The organism is Methylopila jiangsuensis (assembly GCF_027922305.1).
GTDB classification, from domain to species: domain Bacteria; phylum Pseudomonadota; class Alphaproteobacteria; order Rhizobiales; family Methylopilaceae; genus Methylopila; species Methylopila jiangsuensis.
The window spans coordinates 516,395-538,771 of record NZ_BSFK01000016.1 but is presented as its reverse complement, the minus strand read 5'-3'; the positions used below and the strand labels follow the sequence as shown (position 1 = coordinate 538,771).

At 70.3% G+C, this 22,377-nt stretch carries 20 protein-coding genes; 16 read left to right on the top strand and 4 right to left on the bottom strand.

Annotation, left to right across the window (positions count from 1 at the left end; genetic code table 11):
• Positions 1-31: 31 nt before the first annotated feature.
• The gene (locus PKE85_RS15375; RefSeq protein WP_271205644.1) at positions 32-244 is read right to left on the bottom strand and encodes a DUF2093 domain-containing protein; all 213 of its coding nucleotides are present in this window, start codon (positions 242-244) and stop codon (positions 32-34) included.
• A gap of 143 nt (positions 245-387) precedes the next feature.
• On the opposite strand from PKE85_RS15375, the gene PKE85_RS15370 reads away from it, so the two are divergent.
• Positions 388-1,362 carry a bifunctional riboflavin kinase/FAD synthetase gene (locus PKE85_RS15370; RefSeq protein WP_271205643.1) on the top strand — a complete coding sequence of 325 codons (975 nt, stop codon included), beginning with the start codon at positions 388-390 and terminating at the stop codon, positions 1,360-1,362.
• A 120-nt stretch (positions 1,363-1,482) separates the two neighbouring features.
• On the opposite strand, the gene PKE85_RS15365 is transcribed toward PKE85_RS15370, so the two are convergent.
• On the bottom strand, positions 1,483-2,526 hold the full coding sequence (locus tag PKE85_RS15365; protein WP_271205642.1) for a glycosyltransferase: 1,044 nt from the start codon (positions 2,524-2,526) through the stop codon (positions 1,483-1,485).
• A 564-nt stretch (positions 2,527-3,090) separates the two neighbouring features.
• Here PKE85_RS15365 and ileS point away from each other — a divergent pair.
• The 8 genes from ileS to glyS all read left to right on the top strand — a co-directional run bounded on the left by ileS (position 3,091) and on the right by glyS (position 14,070).
• Complete coding sequence (gene ileS, locus PKE85_RS15360; RefSeq protein ID WP_271205641.1) at positions 3,091-6,012, top strand: isoleucine--tRNA ligase; 2,922 nt, start codon at positions 3,091-3,093, stop codon at positions 6,010-6,012.
• A gap of 4 nt (positions 6,013-6,016) precedes the next feature.
• Entirely contained in the window at positions 6,017-6,514 is a 498-nt protein-coding gene (gene lspA / locus PKE85_RS15355) for a signal peptidase II (protein ID WP_271205640.1), read from the top strand.
• 56 nt (positions 6,515-6,570) lie between these two features.
• Positions 6,571-7,221 carry a hypothetical protein gene (locus PKE85_RS15350; protein ID WP_271205639.1) on the top strand — a complete coding sequence of 217 codons (651 nt, stop codon included), beginning with the start codon at positions 6,571-6,573 and terminating at the stop codon, positions 7,219-7,221.
• 286 nt (positions 7,222-7,507) lie between these two features.
• Entirely contained in the window at positions 7,508-9,043 is a 1,536-nt protein-coding gene (locus PKE85_RS15345; protein ID WP_271205638.1) for a flagellin N-terminal helical domain-containing protein, read from the top strand.
• Positions 9,044-9,219: 176 nt separating this feature from the next.
• Complete coding sequence (locus PKE85_RS15340; protein ID WP_271205637.1) at positions 9,220-10,755, top strand: flagellin N-terminal helical domain-containing protein; 1,536 nt, start codon at positions 9,220-9,222, stop codon at positions 10,753-10,755.
• Positions 10,756-10,857: 102 nt separating this feature from the next.
• Complete coding sequence (locus PKE85_RS15335) at positions 10,858-11,292, top strand: flagellar biosynthesis repressor FlbT (protein WP_271205636.1); 435 nt, start codon at positions 10,858-10,860, stop codon at positions 11,290-11,292.
• Positions 11,264-11,596 carry a flagellar biosynthesis regulator FlaF gene (locus tag PKE85_RS15330; protein WP_271205635.1) on the top strand — a complete coding sequence of 111 codons (333 nt, stop codon included), beginning with the start codon at positions 11,264-11,266 and terminating at the stop codon, positions 11,594-11,596. The genes PKE85_RS15335 and PKE85_RS15330 overlap by 29 nt, the downstream gene beginning before the upstream one ends.
• A 185-nt stretch (positions 11,597-11,781) precedes the next feature.
• Complete coding sequence (gene glyS / locus PKE85_RS15325) at positions 11,782-14,070, top strand: glycine--tRNA ligase subunit beta (RefSeq protein ID WP_271205634.1); 2,289 nt, start codon at positions 11,782-11,784, stop codon at positions 14,068-14,070.
• A gap of 122 nt (positions 14,071-14,192) precedes the next feature.
• Here glyS and PKE85_RS15320 read toward each other — a convergent pair whose 3' ends face one another.
• Positions 14,193-14,912: an adenosylcobinamide amidohydrolase gene (locus tag PKE85_RS15320; RefSeq protein WP_271205633.1), complete on the bottom strand. Its 720-nt coding sequence runs from the start codon at positions 14,910-14,912 to the stop codon at positions 14,193-14,195.
• A 73-nt stretch (positions 14,913-14,985) separates the two neighbouring features.
• Between PKE85_RS15320 and PKE85_RS15315 the strand changes: the two genes are divergently transcribed.
• From PKE85_RS15315 to PKE85_RS15285, 7 genes are all read left to right on the top strand, one after another.
• On the top strand, positions 14,986-15,747 hold the full coding sequence (locus PKE85_RS15315) for a DeoR/GlpR family DNA-binding transcription regulator (protein ID WP_271205632.1): 762 nt from the start codon (positions 14,986-14,988) through the stop codon (positions 15,745-15,747).
• 88 nt (positions 15,748-15,835) lie between these two features.
• Complete coding sequence (locus tag PKE85_RS15310) at positions 15,836-16,822, top strand: phosphotransferase enzyme family protein (RefSeq protein WP_271205631.1); 987 nt, start codon at positions 15,836-15,838, stop codon at positions 16,820-16,822.
• On the top strand, positions 16,819-18,150 hold the full coding sequence (locus PKE85_RS15305) for an aspartate aminotransferase family protein (RefSeq protein WP_271205630.1): 1,332 nt from the start codon (positions 16,819-16,821) through the stop codon (positions 18,148-18,150). Before PKE85_RS15310 ends, PKE85_RS15305 begins: the two co-directional genes overlap by 4 nt.
• A 58-nt stretch (positions 18,151-18,208) precedes the next feature.
• Positions 18,209-18,568 carry a hypothetical protein gene (locus PKE85_RS15300; RefSeq protein WP_271205629.1) on the top strand — a complete coding sequence of 120 codons (360 nt, stop codon included), beginning with the start codon at positions 18,209-18,211 and terminating at the stop codon, positions 18,566-18,568.
• 96 nt (positions 18,569-18,664) lie between these two features.
• Positions 18,665-20,116, top strand: a complete 1,452-nt coding sequence (locus PKE85_RS15295) for an NAD-dependent succinate-semialdehyde dehydrogenase (protein WP_271205628.1) — start codon at positions 18,665-18,667, stop codon at positions 20,114-20,116.
• 16 nt (positions 20,117-20,132) lie between these two features.
• Positions 20,133-20,867: a ribose-5-phosphate isomerase RpiA gene (gene rpiA / locus PKE85_RS15290; protein ID WP_271205627.1), complete on the top strand. Its 735-nt coding sequence runs from the start codon at positions 20,133-20,135 to the stop codon at positions 20,865-20,867.
• A complete protein-coding gene (locus tag PKE85_RS15285; protein ID WP_271205626.1) occupies positions 20,864-21,370 on the top strand; it encodes a DUF2059 domain-containing protein in 507 nt (168 codons plus the stop codon). Before rpiA ends, PKE85_RS15285 begins: the two co-directional genes overlap by 4 nt.
• 211 nt (positions 21,371-21,581) lie before the next feature.
• Here PKE85_RS15285 and fabG read toward each other — a convergent pair whose 3' ends face one another.
• On the bottom strand, positions 21,582-22,355 hold the full coding sequence (fabG, locus tag PKE85_RS15280; protein ID WP_428981364.1) for a 3-oxoacyl-ACP reductase FabG: 774 nt from the start codon (positions 22,353-22,355) through the stop codon (positions 21,582-21,584).
• Positions 22,356-22,377: the final 22 nt, after the last annotated feature.

The following is a 22,377-nucleotide window of genomic DNA, read 5'->3' as shown; positions in this document are numbered from 1 at the left end:
CCGCTGGCCGGTTCGCTTCAGCAGCGTGGCGTCAGCCCTTGCCGAGCGCGCGGGTCAGCGCCTCGTCCGGGCCGGCGTAGGCCTCCTGCCGCTCCACGCTCCAGTAGCGCAGTTCGTCGAGGGGGATGGGCTGGCCGGTGACGGCGCAGCGCACATAGGCGCCGGGCTTCACCACGCGCATGTCGGCGTCGAGATAACGCACCTCGGCCTCGCCGCCGGCGCTGGGGCGTTCGTATCGGTTCATGACGGCGCTGATGCCTCCCGCGATCCTGACCGCATATAGGCGAGCGGGCGCGCGCCCGCAAATCGAAGGCGCGCCGCCGCTTGACGAGGCCCGCCCCCCGCGCCATCCCTGCCCTCCCCGCTGAACAGCCGCAGAACGAGGCGATGCCCCACGCCCCGCGCCCTCCCCGCCTGCTGATCGACCCCGACGCGCTGCCGGCCGACCTGCGCGGCGGCCATGTGGCGGTGGGCAATTTCGACGGCGTGCATCGCGGCCATCAGGCGGTGATCGCGCTCGCCGCCGCGAACGCCCGCGCCGCGGGGCGGCCGGTGATCGCGCTCACCTTCGAGCCGCATCCGCGCACCTTCTTCCAGCCGGAGACGCCGCTGTTCCGCCTGACCGAGCGCGACGAGAAGGCCCGCATGCTGGGCCGCGCCGGCGCCGACGCCACCGTCTCGCTCACCTTCGACGGAGCGCTGTCGCGGATCGAGGCGGAGGATTTCGTGGCCGGCATCCTGGCGCGGCGGCTCGGGGCGCACACGGTGGTGGTGGGCTGGGACTTCCATTTCGGGCAGGGGCGGCGCGGCTCGCCGGCCTTTCTCGCCGAAGCCGGCCCGAAGAACGGCCTGTTCGTGGAGGTGGCCCCGCCCTTCGGCGAGGGCGCGCCGGTGTCCTCCTCCGCCATCCGCGACCATCTGGCGTCGGGCGAGGTCGCGCCCGCGAACCGCCTGCTCGGCCGGCGCTGGACCGTGGAGGCCGAAGTGGCCCATGGCGACAAGCGCGGCCGGGAGCTGGGCTTTCCCACCGCCAACATGATCCTGCCGCCGGAGACCCGGCTCGCCCACGGCATCTACGCCGTGCGCGCGCTGGCGGACGGCCGCGTGGTCGACGGCGTGGCGAGCTTCGGCCGCCGGCCCCAGTTCGACGACGGCGCGCCGCGGCTGGAGACCTTCCTGTTCGACTTCTCGGGCGATCTCTACGGCCGGCGGCTCCGGATCGAGTTCGTGGACTGGCTGCGCGCGGAGGCGAAGTTCGAGAGCGTGGACGCGCTGCTGGCGCAGATCGCCCGCGACGTGGAGGACGCGAAGCGCATCCTCGCCGCGCCGGAGGACGCCAGCGCCCCGAGCGCGCTCATCTGACGGCCGTCTCGAACGTCACCGTCATCGTCACGCTCGTCTCCCCTCGCTCATGACCGGGGATGGATCGGGATGAAGGCGGGGGCCGTCAGACAGACGGTCCCGCCGCCCGAAAAACACGCCTCAGGCGTCCAGGCTCTCATGTCGCGCATCCTCGGCGGCGAAACGCATCTCCTGCGCCGCCGCACGGTACGCCTCGCCCAGCGCCCTGCTGATCCGGCTCGGATGCAGCGCCTCCGCGACGCCCAGGCCCTCGAGCCGGACGGCGCGCGACTCCTCCGGCGACAGCGCCGCAACCTCGGACACCACGTCCCTCAAGGAGGCCGGATCGTCCGGTTCGTAGAGGAAGCGCCGCAGGCCGGGCGGCAGCAGCTCGACGAAGGCGGGAAACCGGGGCGCGACGATCACGCCGCCGAGCGTCAGCCCCAGCAGGGCCACGCCGGACGTGGCCACCCGCCGATAGGGCAGAACGAGGCAGGCGGCGGAGCGGAACAGCGCCGGAACCTCGTCCTGCGGCACGTAATCGAGCCGCCAGTCGATGTCGGTCCGATGCGCATGGGCCAGCTGCAGCGCCGCGCCCTCCTCGCCCTTGCCGGACAGGCGCAGACGGAGCCCATGCCGGGCTGCGAACGGCGCGTCGAGCGCGTCCAGCATGAAGTCGAAACCCTTCTGCCGCCGCATCGCGCCGAAGCCCAGCACGAACGGCGGCTCCGCCGCGCCGGTCTGCGCGCGAAGCTCCGCGGCGGCCCGGCCCTCCGGCTCGTACATGCCCGCATAGGACGGGTGGGGGATCACCGTCAGCCGGCGATCGTCGCCCGACAGGCCGGTCTGCGCCGTGAGCATGTCGATGGATGCGGCGTTGTGGACGACGATGCGGCTCGCCACCTCCGCCAGAGCGGACCGGATCCGTAGAAACGCGTCGTTGAAAGGGACCTTGTGCGGCAGCTGGTTGTGGACCGTCCAGACGATCGCGCCCGACAGCTGCTTCACCTTGCGCAACTCAGCGATCACCTGCTCCGCCATCCGTTTCGCGCCCTGCTCGGTTCTGGCGGAGTTCAGATGGAACTCTTCCCACTGCACATGGACGATCACCGGCTCCGAGGCTTCCAGACAGGCGATCGCCTCGGCGAGACCGCCGCCCTTCCGGAACAGACGCGTGTAATTCACACCCAGATCGCGATGGATGAGCTGGACATAGAGACTGTCATTCGAGACAGGGCAGATGAAAAGCTTCACGAAAGACGACCGTCTTTTATTATAATTTCAATTCAAAATCGTCTCATATCAGCATAAAACAGTCGTCGTCCATGACGCCGCTCTTTGCATTCGGCAAGCCGTCGCCCCAAAGCCACGTCATCGCACGTCGAGGGCGCGAACGCGGAAAAGATCAGGTCAGCGCCGAATCTCGAACGCCTGCGCGACGCTTTCCGCGGGACGCCGAGACAGGACCTCGAGGACGGCGCGAGACGGCGAAAGGAGCGGAGGCGACCGCTCCCCGCCGCGCCGCGCGCGAGCGCCCGAGGCGCCGCGCTCCAGCCCCTGCGTTTGCCAGACGGTTTCCGCCTGCTAAAAGGCCGGATTGTTTGGTTCCGGCCTCGGGTTCGCATGACCGTCCGTCCGCTCACAGCGCTGCGAATTACCGGCCCGGCTTTCGCGTGACGCCTCACGCGACGGCCGGGAGACCCGCGCACGCCTGACCCTTAGTCCTCGAGACACCGGACGCCGCTTCCCATGTCCTCCGACGCTTCGTCGCCCCGCGATTATTCCGAAACCCTGTTCCTGCCGCAGACGGATTTTCCCATGCGCGCCGGCCTGCCCCAGCGCGAGCCCGAGTTCCTGGCCCGCTGGCGCGGGATCGACCTCTACGGCCGCCTGCGCGCCCAGAGCGCCGGCCGGCGCAAATACGTGCTGCACGACGGCCCGCCCTACGCCAACGGCGACCTGCACATCGGCCACGCGCTGAACAAGATCCTCAAGGACGTGGTCGTCCGCACCAAGCAGATGGACGGCTTCGACTCCAACTACGTGCCCGGCTGGGACTGCCACGGCCTGCCGATCGAGTGGAAGGTGGAGGAGGGCTACCGCGCAAGGGGCCTCAACAAGGACGAGGTTCCGGTCAACGAGTTCCGGCAGGAGTGCCGCGCCTACGCCGAGCACTGGATCGGCGTGCAGTCGGCCCAGTTCCAGCGCCTCGGCGTCACCGGCGACTGGGACGATCCCTACACCACCATGAAGTTCGCCTCCGAGGCGCAGATCGCCCGCGAGATCATGACCTTCGCCCGCACCGGCCAGCTCTATCGCGGCTCCAAGCCGGTGATGTGGTCGGTGGTGGAGAAGACCGCGCTCGCCGAAGCCGAGATCGAATACGCCGAGTTCCTGAGCGACACCGTGTTCGTGGCGTTTCCGCTGGAGGCGCTGGACGGCGCCTCCGTCGTCATCTGGACCACCACGCCCTGGACCCTGCCGGGCAACCGCGCCGTCGCCTATTCCGACCGCATCGCTTACGGCCTCTATGAGGTGACGGAGGCGCCGGAGGACAACTGGGCCAAGGTCGGCGCGCGCTACCTGCTGGCGGACGCGCTGGCCGAAGGCGTGTTCAAGGCCGCCAAGGTGACCGGCTTCGCCAAGGTCCGGGACGTGCCCGCGGCCGATCTGGAAGGGCTGGTCGCCGCTCACCCGCTGGCCCATCTCGGCTACGACTTCGCCGTGCCGCTGCTCGCCGGCGACCATGTCACCGACGACGCCGGCACGGGCTTCGTCCACACCGCCCCCGGCCACGGCCGGGAGGACTTCGAGCTGTGGATGGACCACCGCTTTGATCTGGAGACGCGCGGGATCAGCTCGAAGATCCCCTACACGGTGGACGCCGACGGCTTCCTGACCAAGGACGCGCCGGGCTTCACCGGCCGCTCGGTCATCACCGACAAGGGCGAGAAGGGCGACGCCAACGCCGCCGTCATCGAGGCGCTGGTGGCGGCCGGCCGGCTGGTGGCGCGCGGCAAGCTGCGGCACCAGTATCCGCACTCCTGGCGCTCCAAGAAGCCGGTCATCTTCCGCAACACGCCGCAGTGGTTCATCCATATGGACCGCGACATCGACGGCCCGGCCGACACGCTGCGTTCCCGGGCGCTCGCGGCCATCGAGGCCACCGCCTTCTACCCGCCCCAGGGCAAGAACCGGCTCAGGGGCATGATCGAGGCCAGGCCGGACTGGGTGGTGTCGCGCCAGCGCGCCTGGGGCGTGCCGATCACCGTGTTCACGCACAAGGAGACCGGCGAGGTCCTGAACGACCCGGCGGTGGACCGGCGCATCGCCGACGCCTTCGAGGCCGAGGGCGCCGACGCCTGGTTCGCGGACGACGGCTCGCGCTTCCTCGGCAACGACCATGCGCTGAGCGACTACGACAAGGTCCGCGACATCCTCGACGTCTGGTTCGACAGCGGCTCGACCCACGCCTACGTGCTCGACCAGCGCTCCGACCTGAGCCCCAAGCGCGCCGTGGACGGCGGCGAGGACACGGTGCTGTATCTGGAAGGCTCGGACCAGCATCGCGGCTGGTTCCACTCCTCGCTGCTGGAGAGCTGCGGAACCCGTGGCCGCGCGCCCTACGACGCGCTGCTGACCCACGGCTTCGTGCTGGACGAGCAGGGCCGCAAGATGTCCAAGTCGCTCGGCAACATCGTCGCGCCCCAGAAGGTGATCGAGCAGTCGGGCGCCGACATCCTGCGGCTCTGGGTGGTCACCTCCGACTACGCCGACGACCTGCGCATCGGGCCGGAGATCCTGAAGACCGCCACCGACGCCTACCGCAAGCTGCGCAACACCCTGCGCTGGATGCTGGGCGCGCTCGCCCATTTCGACGGCGCGGCGGTTCAGCGCGCGGAGCTGCCGGAGCTGGAGCGCTACATGCTGCACCGGCTGGCGGAGGTGGACGCCGAGGTGACGGCGGCCTACGATGCCTTCGACTTCAAGCGCGGCTTCGCGGCGCTGTTCACCTTCCTGACCAACGACCTGTCGGCGTTCTATTTCGACGTGCGCAAGGACGCGCTCTATTGCGATCCGGCGTCCTCCGTCACCCGCCGGGCCTGCCTGACGGTGATCGACCGCCTGTTCGCGACCCTCGTCACCCGGCTCGCCCCGCTGCTGCCCTTCACCGCGGAAGAGGCGTGGCTGTCGCGCCATCCGTCCGAGGACGGCTCGGTGCATCTGGAGCTCTACGCCCTCGCGGACGCGAGCTTCGTAGACCCGGCGCTGGCGGCCAAATGGGACGGGGTGCGCAAGGTGCGCCGGGCGGTCACCGGCGCGCTGGAGATCGAGCGGGCGGCCAAGCGCATCGGCTCGTCGCTGGAGGCGGCTCCGGTGGTCCATGTGACCGATCCCGAGCTCGCGGCGGCGCTGAAGGGCGTCGACCTCGCGGAGGTGGCGATCACCTCTGCGGTGACGCTCACCTCCGACGAAGCCCCGGCGGACGCCTTCCGCCTCCCCGACGTGGCCGGGGTCGCGGTGGTTCCGGCGAAGGCGGCGGGCCGCAAATGCGCCCGCTCGTGGAAGATCTCGCCCGAGGTCGGCTCGGACCCGGCCTATCCGGACGTCACCCCCCGCGACGCGCGGGCGCTGCGGGAATGGGACGCCGCCCACGGCCGCGCGGCGTGATCGCATGAGCCTCGCGCCCCTTACCCGCCGCGCCTTCGGCCTCGCCTTCGCCGTGTTCGCGCTCGATCAGGCGCTCAAGCTCTGGGCGCTGTTCGTGTTCGATCTGGCGGACAAGGGGCGCGTGGCGGTGGCCCCGCTGTTCGATCTGGTGCTGGTCTGGAACACCGGCGTCTCCTACGGCCTGCTGCAGCAGGACAGCGAATTCGGCCGCTGGGCGCTGGTGGCGCTGCATGTGGTCGCGTCGATCGCGATCACGTTCTGGCTGGCGCGGGAGAAGGACCGCCCCTCCGCCATGGGGCTGGCGCTGATCCTCGGCGGCGCGGTCGGCAACGGCGTCGACCGCATCGCTTACGGCGCGGTGGTGGACTACGCCCTGCTGCACTGGGGCGAGGTCACCTGGTACGTGTTCAATCTGGCCGACGCGGCCATCGTTGCGGGCGTGGTCCTGCTTCTGTATGGTTCGCTCCGCAGCTCGAAGAGCGCGACGGGGGTATCCTCGTAACGCGAGACCGGCGCGCCCCATGCGCGACGGCGCCGCGCCTGAAGGACCAGTCGATGATGCGTCACCTCACCTCTCGCCTCGCCCTCGCCGCGCTGATCGCGGCCTCCGGCGGCCTCGCCCGGCCGGCGCTCGCCGCCGACGACATGGGCTCCAATCCGATCACCGAGCTTTTCGACGCCTTCGGCATGGGCGACAAGGAGAAGCCGGACATCGAGTACAAGGAGCGGCCGGCGCTGGTGCCGCCGTCCTCCACCTCCCAGCTCCCGCCCCCGCAGCCCAAGGGCGCGGTCGGCCAGGCGACCGGGCAGTGGCCGTCCGATCCGGACGAGGCGCGCCGCGCCCGGGATCGGGAACTCGCCAATCTGCCGCGCACCGAGCAGAACAGCTACAAGATGAGCGACCGGGACTCCCGGCTGCTGCCGAGCGAGCTCGGCGGCCGCCGGCTGGCGCCCGGCGAAGGCGGCGTCGCCGGCTACACCCCGCCGACCCAGGGCGACAACGCCGTCACCCGCATGTCGCCGAGCGAACTGCGGGCGCAGAAGGCGCATCCGGCCGCGACGCCTGGGGTGGAAAGCCAGCGCAAGCGCCTGACCGATCCGCCCCCCGGCTACCAGACCCCGGCTCCCGGCGCCGCCTATCCGGGCGAGCAGGCGGCCGCGGAGGGGCGGCCCTGGTACAAGAAGATCAACCCCTTCTCCAGCAACTGAGCGCCACGCCGGAACGCTGTGGCATCGAGGTTCCAAACGGCCGTCGGGGCGACCCGGCGGCCGTTTCGCGTTCGCGCCGCCCGAACCACGGAAAACCGGTCGAACGATCATCAAACCGCTTTCGATTCAACGCCTTAAGCCGGCGCTAACCATAAGCGCGCGGAAGCCCGGATCGGGCCCGGTTTCACCGATGGCATTAACTCCTGCTTAGGCCGGCGGGGCCGACTGTCGCCTCGCGCTTCAGGACGAAGCGCTTGCACAGCCTCCCAGAACAGGAGCCTCCGTAATGTCCGACATCACCCTCAACTCCGCCGTCCGCTCCAACCTGCGCACCCTGCAGTCCACCACGGAACTCATGGGCCGCACCGAAGAGCGCCTGTCGACGGGCAAGAAGGTCAACTCGGCTCTCGACAACCCGTCGAGCTTCTTCACCGCCCAGTCCCTCGACCGCCGCGCGAGCGATCTGTCCAACCTGCTCGACAGCGTGTCGAACTCGGTGAAGACGATCGAAGCCGCGGACAACGGAATCTCCGCCATCAGCGATCTGGTGACGCAGATGAAGTCGGTGGCCCGCTCCGCCCAGCAGTCCACCTCGGCCGTGTCCGAGAAGGCCAGCTTCACCTCCGCCGCCGTGACCGGCGCCACCGCTGAGAACCTGCTCGGCACGGGCGCCGGCGGCTCCGCCGCCACCGCCACCACGCTGTCCGGCGTCGGCGCGGTCGCCGCCACCTACACCGGCGGCACGCTGTCCATCAACGGCACCAACGTCACCATCGCCGACAACTCCGACGCCGACGCGGTGAAGACCGCCATCGACGCCGCCGGCATCACGGGCCTGACCGTCACCAACACCGCCGGCACGCTCAGCTTCTCGCTGGCGAGCGGCGATGACCTGACGCTGACCTCCAGCACCGCGGCCCTCGCCGACAACCTCGGCCTCAGCGCCGCGGGCGGCACCGACACCGCCGTGACGTCCACCAACGGCACGCCGGCCACCCCGGCCACGAACGACCTCACCGGCAAGACCCTGACGGTCACGGTCGGCGACGGCGAGACCAGCACGATCACCTTCGGCACGGGCGCGGGCCAGATCTCCACGCTCGCCGGCCTGAACGACGCTCTGGCGGGCTCCAACGCCAAGGCTTCGATCTCGTCCGACGGCAAGCTGACGATCGAGACCACCAACGAGTACGGCTCGGCCGACCTCGCCATCGGCGGCACCGCCGTCAGCACGGACGGCACCCCGGCCGCCGGCGAGATCTTCGGCGTCGCCACTCCCGCCGCGGCCACCAAGACGGCCGTGCTCGAGGGCGACGGCAAGTCCCGCCGCACCGACTACATGAACGACTACAACGACCTGCGCCAGCAGATCGCGGAACTCGCCAAGGACGCCTCCTACAACGGCGTCAACCTGCTCGCCGGCGACGACCTCTCGGTGGTGTTCAACGAGGACGGCTCCTCCAAGCTCGACGTCTCCGGCGTCGACGTCATGGACGTGCTCGGCCTCAGCGACATCTCCTTCGAGGACTTCGCCGACAGCTCCAAGATCGAGGACGTGGTCTCCAAGCTGAACGACGCCCTCGGCTCGCTGGACAGCCTGTCCTCGCGCCTCGGTTCGCAGCTCTCGGTCGTCGAGACCCGCCAGTCCTTCACCAAGGACATGGTCGGCACCCTCGAGGACGGCTCGCTGGCCCTGACCGGCGCCGACACCAACGAAGAGGCCGCGAACCTCGCGACCCTGCAGACGCGCCAGTCGCTGATCGTGTCCTCGCTGTCGATCTCGACCAGCCAGGAGCAGAACGTCCTTCAGCTCCTCCGCTGATCGACGCGCAAGCGACGGACGTCACCGGAACGGCGGGAGCGCAAGCTCCCGCCGTTTTCGTTTGAACGAAATGAAACAGAGCCCAAAGCTTCGTTAACCATTAACTTCCGATTAAGGTTAACAGACTACGTTGCTTGCACGCATCGAAACTGACGCGTCGCAACGGAGCCGCCGAGATGGCCGACATCACGCTCAATTCCGCAGTTCGGTCCAACCTGCGGACCATGCAATCCACCACCGAACTGCTCAACCGCACGGAAGAGCGCCTCTCGACCGGCAAGAAGGTCAACTCGGCGCTCGACAACCCGGGCAACTTCTTCACCTCCCAGGCGCTCGACCGCCGCGCCACCGACCTCGGCGTGCTGCTGACCAACGTCTCCAACTCGGTCAAGACGCTGGAGGCCGCCGACAACGGCGTCAAGGCGATCACCGACATCGTGGAGTCCCTGAAGGCCACCGCGCGCTCGGCGCAGCAGTCGCCGCTCGCGGTGTCCTCCAAAGCCAACCTCACCTCGGTGGCGATGGACGGCCTGCAGGGCGACAACCTCCTGTCCAGCAACGCCGTGACCGCGGCGACGCCCACCACCTTCGACGGGCTCGAGGACGTGGACGCGACCCATTCCGGCGGCGCGCTGACCGTGAACGGCGCCACCGTCAACATCCCCGCCAACGCCACCGCGGCGCAGGTCAAGACCGCGATCGACTCGCTGAACATCACCGGGCTCGACGTGGTCGACAACGGCGGCACGCTTGAGTTCGAACTGTCCAGCGGCGCCGACCTGACGATCGGCGGCTCCTCCACCCTGCTCGACTCGCTCGGCCTGATCGCCGACGGCTCCACCGCCACCAGCGCCGGCTCCACCAACGGCACCCCGTCGGTGAAATCCAGCGTCGACAGCGCGCTCAAGGACACCACCCTCACCTTCGCCGACAAGTACGGCTCGCTGAAGACGGTCACCTTCGCCTCGTCCCCCGGCGCCAACAACGTCGACACCATCGACGAACTGAACTCCTGGCTGACCAAGAACGAGGTCCAGCTCCAGGCCTCCATCGACGACGAGGGCGACAGCGACGCCAAGCTGGTGTTCCGCACCACCAACGCCATCGCCAACGCCATCCCGGAGGCGGCCAGCGGCTCGGCCATCGGCGCCACCGCGGCCTTCGCCACCGGCGGCTTCGCGGCCCCGGTGCTGGACCAGGACGCCGCGCTGAAGCGCGCCAACTACGCCAACGACTTCAACGACTTCCTGAGCGAGATCGGCAAGATCGCCAAGGATTCGACCTACAACGGCGCGAACCTGCTCAACGGCGACGATCTCGACATCGTGTTCAACGAGGACGGCAGCTCCCGGCTCGAGGTGAAGGGGGTGCAGTTCGACGCCGAAGGCCTCGGCCTTTCGGACATCTCGGCGGACGACTTCTACGATTCCAGCTCGATCGAGAAGATCATCGACAAGCTGGAGACCGCGTTCGCCACCATCGAGTCCCAGTCGGCGAAGTTCGGCTCACAGCTCGCGATCGTGCAGACCCGCGAGACCTTCACCAAGGACATGGTCGGCACGCTGGAGGACGGCGCCCACGGTCTGACCGCAGCCGACACCAACGAAGAGGCGGCGAACCTCGCCACCCTCCAGACCCGCCAGCAGCTCATCGTCTCCTCGCTGTCGATCTCGACCCAGCAGGAGCAGTCGGTGCTGCAGCTTCTGCAGTAACGTCACGCTTCCGAGCGACACTCGCAAAATATCCGATGCGGCGCCCGGTGCGCCGCATCGTCGTTTCAGGAACGCCGCAAGCCCACGCTCAAGGAACGCGCCATGACGCTGAAGGTGGAGTTGAAGCCCGGAGAGCGGATCGTCATCGGCCGCTCGGTCGTGACCAACGGCGCCACGCGCACGCAGCTTCTGATCGACGGTTCGGATCCGGTCCTGCGCGAGCGCGATATCTTGCAGGAAAAGGACGCCGACACGCCCGCGAAGCGCATCTATTACGCGGTGCAGATGATGTATATTTCAGGCTCGATTGACAAGGTCAGTAAAATTTACACCAAATTAACCCGCGACGCGGCAACCGCGGCGCCAAGCATGCTTCCGATCATTGATAGGATCAATAACCACGTTTTAACGGGAGCGCTTTACAAGGCTTTTCGAGAGGCGCGTAATCTCGTGGCCCACGAAAAGGGAATCTTTGAGCATGCAGAGCGGAGCGCACGCCTACGCGAGGATGGCTCAACAGACGGCGAACCCGCGTGAGCGGGAGGCCCAGCTGCTGTTGAGGGCGGCCGCCCGGTTCGCCGCGGTGCAGGCCGCCGAGAGCTTCGACCGCTCCGCCGCCCGCGAGGCCGCGCTGTTCAACCGCAAGCTCTGGACGGTGTTCCTGAGCTCGGTGCTGCGCAAGGAAAACCCGCTCGACGCGGACACCAAGACCAACATCAAGAAGATCGCCATGTTCGTGCTGGACCGCTGCGCCGCCATCGAGCTGCGCCCGGCGCCCGAGCAGATGACGGCGCTGATCCGCATCAACCGCAATCTGGCCGAAGGCCTGCGCGGCGGCTGAGGCCCCAACGCCCCCTTCCCCACGTTCCGCGCCCGCCCTCACCGGCGGGCGTTTCCGCATCCGGGACCCGGCCCCCGCGCCTCCCCCGCTGGCGTCGGGGCGCGCTTTGGACTATCGACGGCCGGACGTTCCGAACCCACGGACCGCGCCGCTCTTTCCGGCGCGGCACAGACCTGCGGCGCCTCATGCCTGATCTTCTGCTCGAGCTGTTCTCCGAAGAAATCCCGGCCCGGATGCAGGGGCGCGCCGCCGACGACCTGAAGGCGCTCGTCACCAACGCGCTGGTGGAGCGCGGCCTGACCTACGAGAGCGCCAAGGCCTTCGTCACCCCGCGCCGCCTGACGCTGGCCGTCGGCGGCCTCGCCGCCCGCCAGCCCGACCGGCGCGAGGAGCGCAAGGGGCCGCGCGTGGGCGCGCCGGCCAAGGCGCTCGAAGGCTTCCTGAAGGCCGCCGGCCTCGCCTCCATCGACGAGGCCACGGTGCAGTCCGACCCCAAGGGCGATTTCTACGTCGCCCGCATCCACAGGCACGGCGCCCCCACCACCGAGGTGATCGCCGAGATCGTGCCCGCCGTCATCCGCGCCTTCCCATGGCCGAAGTCCATGCGCTGGGGCGCAGGCTCCCTGCGCTGGGTGCGGCCGCTGCACGCCATCGTCGCCACCTTCGGAACGCCGCAGGACGAGCCCGAGGTGATCCGCTTCGAGGTGGACGGGATCGCCTCCGGCGACGTCACCCGCGGCCACCGGGTGCATGCGCCGGGCGAGATCCGCGTCAAGCGCTTCGACGACTACGTGACGAGCCTCGAAAAGGCCCATGTGGTGCTGGACGCCGAACGCCGCCGGGACATCATCCGCGCCGACGCCCGCACCCTCGCCAACGCCCAGAACCTCGAGCTGGTCGAGGACGAGGCGCTGGTGGAGGAGGTGGCCGGCCTCGTGGAATGGCCGGTGACGCTGATGGGCCAGTTCGAGGCCGAGTTCCTCGAGGTGCCGGACGAGGTGATCCGCGCCACCATCCGCGCCAACCAGAAGTGCTTCGTGCTGAAGGACCCGGCCACGGGCCGGCTGACCAACCGCTTCATCCTGGTGGCCAATCTGGACGCGACCGACGGCGGCGCCGCCATCGTCCACGGCAACGAGCGCGTGGTGCGGGCGCGGCTCTCCGACGCCCGCTTCTTCTGGGAGACCGACAAGAAGACCAGGCTCGAAGACCGGCTGGAGAAGCTGAAGGCCATCACCTTCCACGCCAAGCTCGGCACCCAGTATGAGCGGGTGGAGCGCATCGCCCGGCTGGCGAAGGAGCTCGCCCCGCTGGTGGGCGCCGATCCGGCCAAGGCCGAGACCGCCGCCCGCCTCGCCAAGGCCGACCTCGTCACCGAGATGGTGGGCGAGTTCCCCGAGCTTCAGGGCCTGATGGGCCGCTACTACGCCACGGCCGAAGGCCTCGACCCGGAGATCGCCGCGGCGCTGGAGGAGCACTACAAGCCCCAGGGCCCGTCCGACCGCTTGCCCGTAGCCCCGGTCTCGATCGCGGTGGCGCTCGCCGACAAGATCGACACGCTCGTGGGCTTCTGGGCCATCGACGAGAAGCCCACCGGCAGCAAGGACCCCTACGCGCTGAGGCGGGCGGCGCTCGGCGTGGTGCGGATCATTCTGGAGAACGGGCGGCGGGTTGGGCTTGGCAAGCTTGTACGCTTCGCGCTTCAAGGCTTAGCTGATCCACAAGAGCCTGACGAGATTATCATTTCTCGCAACAACAATCACAGAACCTTACAGGCCTTCGATCTTGTCGCTGACGCAGTGCAGCCCGACCTCCTCGCCTTCCTCGCGGATCGCCTGAAGGTCCAGCTTCGCGAGCAGGGCAAGCGGCCCGATCTGGTCGACGCCGTGTTCGCAGCGAGCGCCGTTTCACCTCTCCCCGGCGGGGAGAGGTCGACCGGCGAAGCCGGGCGGGTGAGGGGGCTTGAGCCCTCTCCGGACGCCGTTCAGCCCCCTCGCCCGGCCCTGCGGGCCGACCTCTCCCCGGCGGGGAGAGGTGAAGGGGAGAACGACGACCTCGTGCTGATCGTGCGCCGGGTGGAGGCGCTGGAGACGCTGCTCGCCACCGACGACGGGAAGAACCTGCTGGCGGGCTATCGCCGCGCGGCCAACATCCTGAAGGCCGAGGAGAAGAAGGACGGCGCCGGCGCCTTCGAGGCCGCGCCCGACCCGGCGCTGTTCGCGGAACCGGCCGAGGCCGCGCTGTCCGCCGCACTGGATGCGGCGGAGCCGGCGGCGGCCGCGGCGCTCGCGGCGGAAGACTTCCCCGCCGCCACCGCCGCGCTGGCGAAGCTGCGGCCGGAGGTGGACGCCTTCTTCGACGGCATCATGGTCAACGCGCCGGAGCCGAGCTTACGCGCCAACCGTCTGGCGCTGCTCGCCCGCCTGCGCCGCGCCACCCGCGCCGTCGCCGACTTCGACCGCATCGCGGGCTGAACGCGGGCAAGACGTCATGCCCGAGCTTGTCTCGAGCATCCACGACTTGAACCTCGCAGCGGCTTGACCTCCGAAGCCGTCATGCCCGGCATGCGCCGGGCATGACGGCTTGCGCCGGAACCTCACCACGGCGTGGTCGGAACGCCCCGGTCGCCGCGCTCTGCGATCCAGTCGCGGGCGCCCTTGAGCACGGCGGCGTGGACCGCAGCGCCCAGCGCCTGCCCCACCTCGGTGTGCAGACCCGCGAAACTCTCCTCCCCTTCGGGCCGATCCGGCGCCGCCACCACCACGCAGTCGGTGCCGGTGCCGGTGGCGAGGCCCGTGGGCAGCCGCCAGCCGGCCTCCATCACCGCGGCGGTGCGGGCTTCGCTGGCGATCGACAGCGCCTCGATGCGGGCGGCGGGCGACAGCGGCGCGGAGACCGCGGCGAGCAGGTTGATGGTGCCGTAGCCGGACGCCCGTCCCCCCGCCGCCCGACCCACATGGACCGCGTTGCCGAGCCCGACCGTCGCCACGCAGTCCGCCGTCACGGCTCCAAACCGGACGGCCGCGCGCCGCCAGCAGGCGATGTCGCGCGAGGTCATCATCGCCACCGCCTCGGACAGGCCCTCCGCCTGAAGCCGCGCGGCGAGCAGCGCCAGCGGATCGACCTCCGGCGGCAGGTCGGCGTTGCGCACCTCGAGCCAGGCCACGCGGGTTCCGGTCTGGAAGCCGGGCCGCGCCGGCGCCCAGCTCAGGAACGACTGCGGCGTGGGGAAGTCGAGCGTCAGCCACGGCGGCGCGCAGCGCAGCGCGAACAGTTCGCCCGCGTCGTCGCAGACCGGAGCCCCGGCCTCAGCCACGGCGCGCCGCCGTGCTATCGTGACGCCCTGCCCTCACGCCGCGCTCTCCCGCCGCGCCATCGAAACGGCCCGCATGAAATCCTCCAAGTCCGCCCGCCACGCCGACATTCTCGCTCAGATCACGGAACAGCCCAGCCTTCGCGTGGCCGATCTGGCGGAGCGGATGGGCGTCTCCACCGAAACCATCCGCCGCGATCTCGACGAGCTGACCCGGCGGCGGCTGATCAATCGCACCTATGGCGGCGCGGTGCGAGCCCCGGGCGCCGAGCCGGCGATCGGCCAGCGCCACGGCCTGTTCGTGGCCGAGCGCGAACGCATCGCCCGCACCGCCTCCGCGCGGGTGACGCCGGGCGCGCTGCTGATGATCGGCTCGGGCGCCACCACCACCCATGTGGCGCGCCGCATCGCCGCCGAGCACAAGGGGCTGACCGTGCTGACCCACTCCTTCGCGGTGGCGACCGTGCTCGCCATCAACCCCACCATCACCGTGATCATGGCGCCGGGCGCCTATCTCGCCAGCGAAGGCGCCACGGTCGGCGCGCTGACCACGCGCTTCTTCAACGAGTTCTCCGCCGATCTCGCCATCGTCGGCGCCAGCGGCCTGACCGAGGAGGGCGCCACCGACGCGCTGCTGGAGCCGGCGGCCGTCTACGGCGCCATCGCCTCCCGCGCGGCCACGACCATGGTGGTCGCCGACCGCTCCAAGTTCGATCAGATGTTCCCGGCCCGCTACGCCACATGGCGGGAGCTTGGCGTGCTCGTCACAGACGCGCCCCCCAGCGGCGCGCTCGCCGCCGCGCTGGAGCGCCGGCAGGTGGAGGTGGCGCTGGCCTGACGCGCATCTGTTGGAAGTCGCACATTGAAATGTTGCATCTTCCACAAACGCATGGGATGCTCGCGCCTCCACGCATCGGGGGCGGCGCATGTATGACGACAGCTTTCTGAACCGGCTCGAGGCGCGGCTCAGCGCGTCGCTGCCGCTGTGGGACCTGTCGCCCGAGACGCCGCTCAAGCTGCTCACCATCTCCGAGAACGCCACCTTCCTCGCCGACACGCCGGGCGCGCCCACCGTGTTCCGGGTCCACCGCCCGGACTACCACACCCGCTACGAGATCGCCTCCGAGCTCGACTGGCTGGAGGCGCTGCGCGCCCACGGCGTGGCGGAGACGCCGGCCCCGCTTCGGCTCGCCAACGGCGACCTGCTGGGCGCCTTCGACGACGACGGCGCCACCCGCCATGTGGTGGGCTTCTCCTTCGTGAAGGGCCGGGAGCCGGAGCCGGGGGCGGACCTCGCCGGGCAGTACCGCACGCTCGGCGCCGTCACCGCCCGGCTGCACGGCCATGCGAAGCGCTGGACGCGCCCGGAGGGCTTCGCGCGCAAGACCTGGGACTTCGACGCCCTGATCGGAACGCGGCCGTTCTGGGGCGACTGGCGGGCGGCGCTCGGCCTCGACGCCGAAGGCCTCGCCACGCTGGAAAAGACGGAGACGCTCCTGCGCGACGAGGTCGCGGCCTATGGCGCGACGCCGGAGACCTTCGGCCTGATCCATGCGGACCTGCGCCCCGCCAACCTGCTGGTGGACGGCGAGAACCTGGCGGTGATCGACTTCGACGACTGCGGCTTCTGCTGGTTCTTCTACGATTTCGCGGCGGCGGTCAGCTTCATGGAGCACGAGCCGTTCATTCCCGAGCTGCAGGCGGCCTGGCTCGAGGGCTACGCCTCGGTCGCCCCCGTGGATCCGGCGGCGGTCGCCATGCTGCCCAGCTTCCTGATGCTGCGCCGGATGCAGCTCACCGCGTGGATCGCGAGCCACGCCGAGACCCCCACCGCCCAGGCCATGGGCGTTCCCTACACCCATGGCACGGTGGCGCTCGCCGAGCGCCACCTCGCCCGGAGCGCCGCCCTATGACCGCCGCCGCGAGCCGCAAGATCCTCGCCCTCAACGCCTTCGGCGACGGCGACGCCGCCCGGCTCGACCCCGAGACCGCGGCGCTGGTGGCGCGCCGGCGGCGCACCTTCGGCCCCACCTCCGTGCTGTTCTACGAGCGCCCCCTGCATGTGGCGCGCGGCGAGGGCGTGTGGCTGGAGACCGCCGACGGGACCCGCTACCTCGACGTCTACAACAACGTGCCCTCGGTGGGGCACTGCAACCCGCGCGTGGTGCGGGCCGTGGCCGAACAGGCGGCGACGCTGAACATCCACACCCGCTACCTCTACGACGTGGTCCACACCTACGCCGAGCGCCTGCTCGCCACCTTCCCCGAGCGGGACGACTACCGCGCGGTGTTCACCTGCACCGGCAGCGAGAGCAACGACGTGGCGCTCAGGCTCGCCGCCATCGCCACCGGCCGGTCGGGCTTCGTGGTGACGGAGGGCGCCTACCACGGCAACACCACGGCGGTGGCGGAGGTGTCGCCCTCCTCCCGGCCGGGCAAGCCGCTCGCCCCTCATGTGCGGGCGATCCCGGCGCCCCTCGCGGGCGACGCGGCGGCGGCCGAACGCTTCACCGCCGACCTCGAGGCCGCGATCGCCAGCCTCAAGGCGAGCGGCCACGGCTTCGCGGGCCTGCTGGTGGACACGATCTTCTCCAGCGACGGCGTGGCGGCGGAGCCCGCCGGCTTCCTGAAGCCTGCGGCGGACGCCGCCCATGCGGCGGGCGGCCTCGTGATCGCCGACGAGGTGCAGCCGGGCTTCGGCCGGACGGGCGCCCACATGTGGGGCTTCCAACGCCACGGGATCACGCCGGACGTGGTCACCATGGGCAAGCCCATGGGCAACGGCATCCCCGTCGGCGGCGTGGTGGCGCGGGAGGCGCTGCTGCAGGGCTTCGCCGACAGCGTGGGCTACTTCAACACCTTCGGCGGCAACCCGGTCGCCTCCGCCGCGGCGCTCGCGGTGCTGGACGAGATCGAGGAGCGCGGGCTGACGGCGCAGGCCGGCGCGGTCGGGCGCCATCTGCTCGCCGGGCTGGAGAGCCTGAAGTCCCGCCATCCCGCCATCCGGGCCGCGCGCGGCGCGGGGCTTTATCTCGGCGTGGAGTTCGCCGACGACGCCGGCCGCCCGGACGCCGGCCTGACCAGCCGCGTCATCAACGGCCTGCGCGACCGGCGCATCCTGATCGGCGCGGCGGGGATCTATGGCGCCGTGCTGAAGATCCGCCCGCCGCTGGTGTTCGAGACGTCCCACGCCGACCGGCTGCTGGAGGCGCTCGACGAGACCCTCGCCGCCGAGGGGTGACGCGGCCGCCGGGAACGCTAGGCTGACCGGCGATTCGCCTCTTCGCCGGAGACGCCCCATGCCCGCCGCCCGACTGCTCGCTCCGTTCGCGCTCCTGCTCGTGGCCGTCCCGGCCGCGGCGGAGGAGTTCGCCTTCCTCGCCGCGCCCCATCACGACCTGAACCGGGTGTTCCGCGTCAACCGGGAGACCGGCGAGGTGGGCGCCTGCCAGTACGCCGTGAAGGACGGCTCGGTGGGCGTGACGCTGTGCTTCCCCGCCGGCGAGGGCGCGGGCGCGCAGGAGGCCGGCGCCTATGATCTGGTCGCCACCAACCACGCCAAGGAGGCGGGCGTCTACCGCGTCGACCGACGCTCCGGCGCCATGAGCGTGTGCTACGTGCTGGGCGAACAGACGGTCTGCACCCCGCCGGCGCGGTGACGCCTCCGGCGCCGGGGTCTTAACGCCCCGCCCGTCGCCGTGTTAGACCGCCTGTGTTTTAAGCGGTTCAAAACGCTCAACAGGAGGTCCATCGCCATGGACGGCCTCAAGGACCCGTCGCTTCTCGTCGCCCGCGCCTATGTGGACGGACGCTGGATCGGCGACGGCGACGTCGCGGTCACGGATCCCGCCACCGGCGAGACCCTGGCCCATGTGCCGAACCTCGGCGCGGACGCCGCGACCGCGGCGGTGGAGGCGGCCGCCCGCGCGTTCAAGCCCTGGGCGGCGAAGCTCGCCAAGGAGCGCTCGGCGCTTCTGCGCCGCTGGTTCGACCTCATCCTCGCCAACAGGGACGACCTCGCCCGCATCATGTCGCGGGAGCAGGGCAAGCCGCTGGCGGAGGCCAGGGGCGAAATCGACTACGCCGCCTCCTTCGTGGAGTTCTTCGCGGAGGAGGCCAAGCGCATCAACGGCGACACGCTGCCGAGCCACCGGGCGGACGCCCGCGTGCTGGTGCTGCGCCAGCCGGTGGGCGTGGTGGCGGCCATCACGCCGTGGAACTTCCCCGCGGCCATGATCACCCGCAAATGCGCCCCGGCGCTCGCCGCCGGCTGCACGGTGGCGGTGAAGCCCGCCATGGAGACGCCGCTCACCGCGCTGGCGCTGGCGAAGCTCGCCGAGCAGGCGGGCTTCCCCGCGGGCGTGATCAACATCGTCACCGGCGACGCCAAGCCCATCGGCGCGGTGTTCACCTCCCATCCGGCGGTGCGGGTGGTGTCCTTCACCGGCTCCACTCCGGTCGGCAAGGAGCTGATGCGCCAGTCCGCCGGCACGGTGAAGCGCGTGGCGCTGGAGCTTGGCGGCAACGCCCCCTTCATCGTGTTCGACGACGCCGATCTGGACGCGGCGGTCGAGGGCGCGATGGTCTCCAAGTACCGCAACATGGGCCAGACCTGCGTCTGCGCGAACCGCATCTACGTGCAGTCCGGCGTCTACGACGCCTTCGCGGAGAAGCTGGTGGCCGCGGTCGCCAAGCTGAAGGTCGGCCACGGCGTCGACGACGGCGTGACCCAGGGGCCGCTGATCACGGACAAGGCGGTGGACAAGGTGGAGCGCCTGATCGCCGACGCCACGGACAAGGGCGCGACGGCGCTCACCGGCGGCAAGCGCCACGCCCTCGGCGGCACCTTCTTCGAGCCCACGGTGCTCGCCGGCCTGACCCAGGACATGGCGATCGCCCGGGAAGAAATCTTCGGCCCGGTGGCGCCGCTGTTCCGCTTCGACACCGAAGACGAAGCGGTGGCTTACGCCAACGCCACCGAGTACGGCCTCGCCGCCTACTTCTATGCGCGCGACGTGGGGCGGATATTCCGCGTGGGCGAAGCGCTTGAATACGGCATGGTCGGCATCAATTCAGGACTCATCTCGTCGGAAATCGCGCCGTTCGGCGGCGTCAAGGAAAGCGGCCAGGGGCGCGAAGGCTCCCAGCGCGGCGTGGACGAGTTCGTGGACATCAAATATCTCCTCGTGGCCGGCCTCGCCGGCTGACAAAGGCAGGATCATCTTGAGCACCGACGACTACAAACGCGCCGCGGCCGAAGCCGCGCTCGCGCATGTGCAACCCGGCATGAAGCTCGGCCTCGGCACCGGCTCCACCGCCGCCCTGTTCGTGGAGCTGCTGGGCGCGCGGGTGGCGGAGGGCCTCGACGTGGTGGGCGTGCCCACCTCCGAGGCGACCCGGGAGCTGGCGGAGCGGGTCGGCGTGCCGCTGACCACGCTGAAGGACACGCCCGAGCTCGACCTCACCGTCGACGGCGCGGACGAGGTGGACCCGGAGCTGCGCCTGATCAAGGGCGGCGGCGCGGCGCTGCTGCGCGAGAAAATCGTGGCCTTCGCCAGCCGCCGCATGATCGTGATCGCCGACGCCAAGAAGCAGGTTCCGACGCTGGGCGCCTTCCCGCTGCCGATCGAAGTGGTGCCCTTCGGCAAGGAGGCCACCCGCCGCGCCGTGGAGCGCGCCGCCGCCCGGCTCGGCCTCTCCGGCAAGATCGAGATCCGCCGCGCCGAGGACGAGTGCCCCATCGTCACCGACAGCGGGCACACCATCCTCGACGGCCATTTCGGCCGCATCGACCGCCCGGAGGAGCTGGCGGCCGCGCTGTCCGCCATCCCCGGCGTGGTGGAGCATGGCCTGTTCATCGGCCTCGCCGACCTCGCCCTGATCGCCGGCCCCGACGGGGTCACGACGCTGGAGGCGAGCCCCGCCTCGGCCGCCGCCAACGCCCGGAGATTCGCATGACCCTCGCCGTGACCCTGCGCCGCGCCGCCGCCGCGGCGGGCCTCGCGCTCGCCCTCGTTCCCGCCGCGGGCTTCGCCCAGCAGGCGGGCGACCCGAAGGTGGCGCTCGCCCGCGAGGTGATCGCCGCCTCCGGCGCCGCGGCGAGCTTCGACGGCATCGCCCCGATCTTCCTGGACGAGGCCAAGCGCACCTTCCTGCGCACCCGGCCCGAGCTGTCCAAGGACTTCGACGAGGTGATCAAGACGCTGCTGCCCGAGTTCGAGCAGCGCCGGGACAAGCTGCTCGACGACGTGGCCTCGGTCTACGCCGCCCGCTTCAGCGAGGACGAGCTGAAGGAGATCAAAGCGTTCTACGAGACGCCCACCGGCAAGAAGCTCGTCACCACGCTGCCGAGCGTGCTGCAGGAGAGCTACGAGAAGACCAACGCCTGGAGCCGGCAGATGAGCCAGGACGTGATCAAGCGCCTGCGCGAGGAGATGCGCAAGCGCGGGCACGAGATCTGAGGGTCCGTCCGAAACTCCGTCGCGTCGTCATGCCCGAGCTTGGTCATCGGACCTCCACGACTTGAACGCTCAAGCGTCTGAGACCGCCACAGTCATGGATGCCCGGCATGCGCCGGCATGACGGCTTGCTTGCCCTGAGCGCTTCTGCGCTTTCCAGAAAGGCGCCGCGCCCCTCCCCGCAAGGGGAAGGGCGAGGCGCCGAGCGCTCCGCTCAGCCCTCCATCGCCTCCAGCGCGCCGAGGCTTTCGGGCAGCACCTGGCCGCCGTCCACCACGAGGGTCTGGCCGGTGACGTAGGCCGCCGCGTCGCTGGCGAAGTAGAGCGCGGCGCCGGCGATGTCGTCCACGGAGCCGAGGCGCTTCATGGGGATCGAGGCCGCCATCTTGTCCAGATAGTCCTGGCCCATGCCGTCGAGGCCCTCGGTCATGATGTTGCCGGGCATGACGGCGTTGACGGTGATCCCGAACGGCGCCAGCTCGATCGCGGCGGTGCGCATGAAGCCGAGCTGGCCGGCCTTGCTCGCCCCGTAATGGGACCAGCCCGGATAGCCGGTGATCGGCCCGGTGATGGACGAGGTCAGCACCACGCGGCCCCGGCCCGAAGCCTTCAGCGCCGGTAGGCACGCCTGCACCGACAGGAACGTGCTCTTGAGGTTGGTGGTCATGACGGAGTCGAAATCGGCCTCGGTCATGTCGGCGAGCTTCGCCGCCGGGAAGGCGCCGGCGTTGGCGCAGAGCGCGTCGATGGCCCCGTAACGCTCCAGCGCCGCGGCCGCCATGGCCTTTGTCCCCTCCCCGGTCGCCACGTCGGCCGCGAGGCCCGACGCCCCGCCGCCGATCTCGGCCGCGACCGCCTCGGCCTCCGCGAGGTTGCGCGACACCACCAGCACGCTGTAGCCGGCCGTGGCGAAGCCGCGCGCGATGCCCTTGCCGATGCCCTTGCTGCCGCCCGTCACGATGGCGACGCGCCGCTGTTCCAACGCCATGCCGATCCCCTGTTGTTCTCGG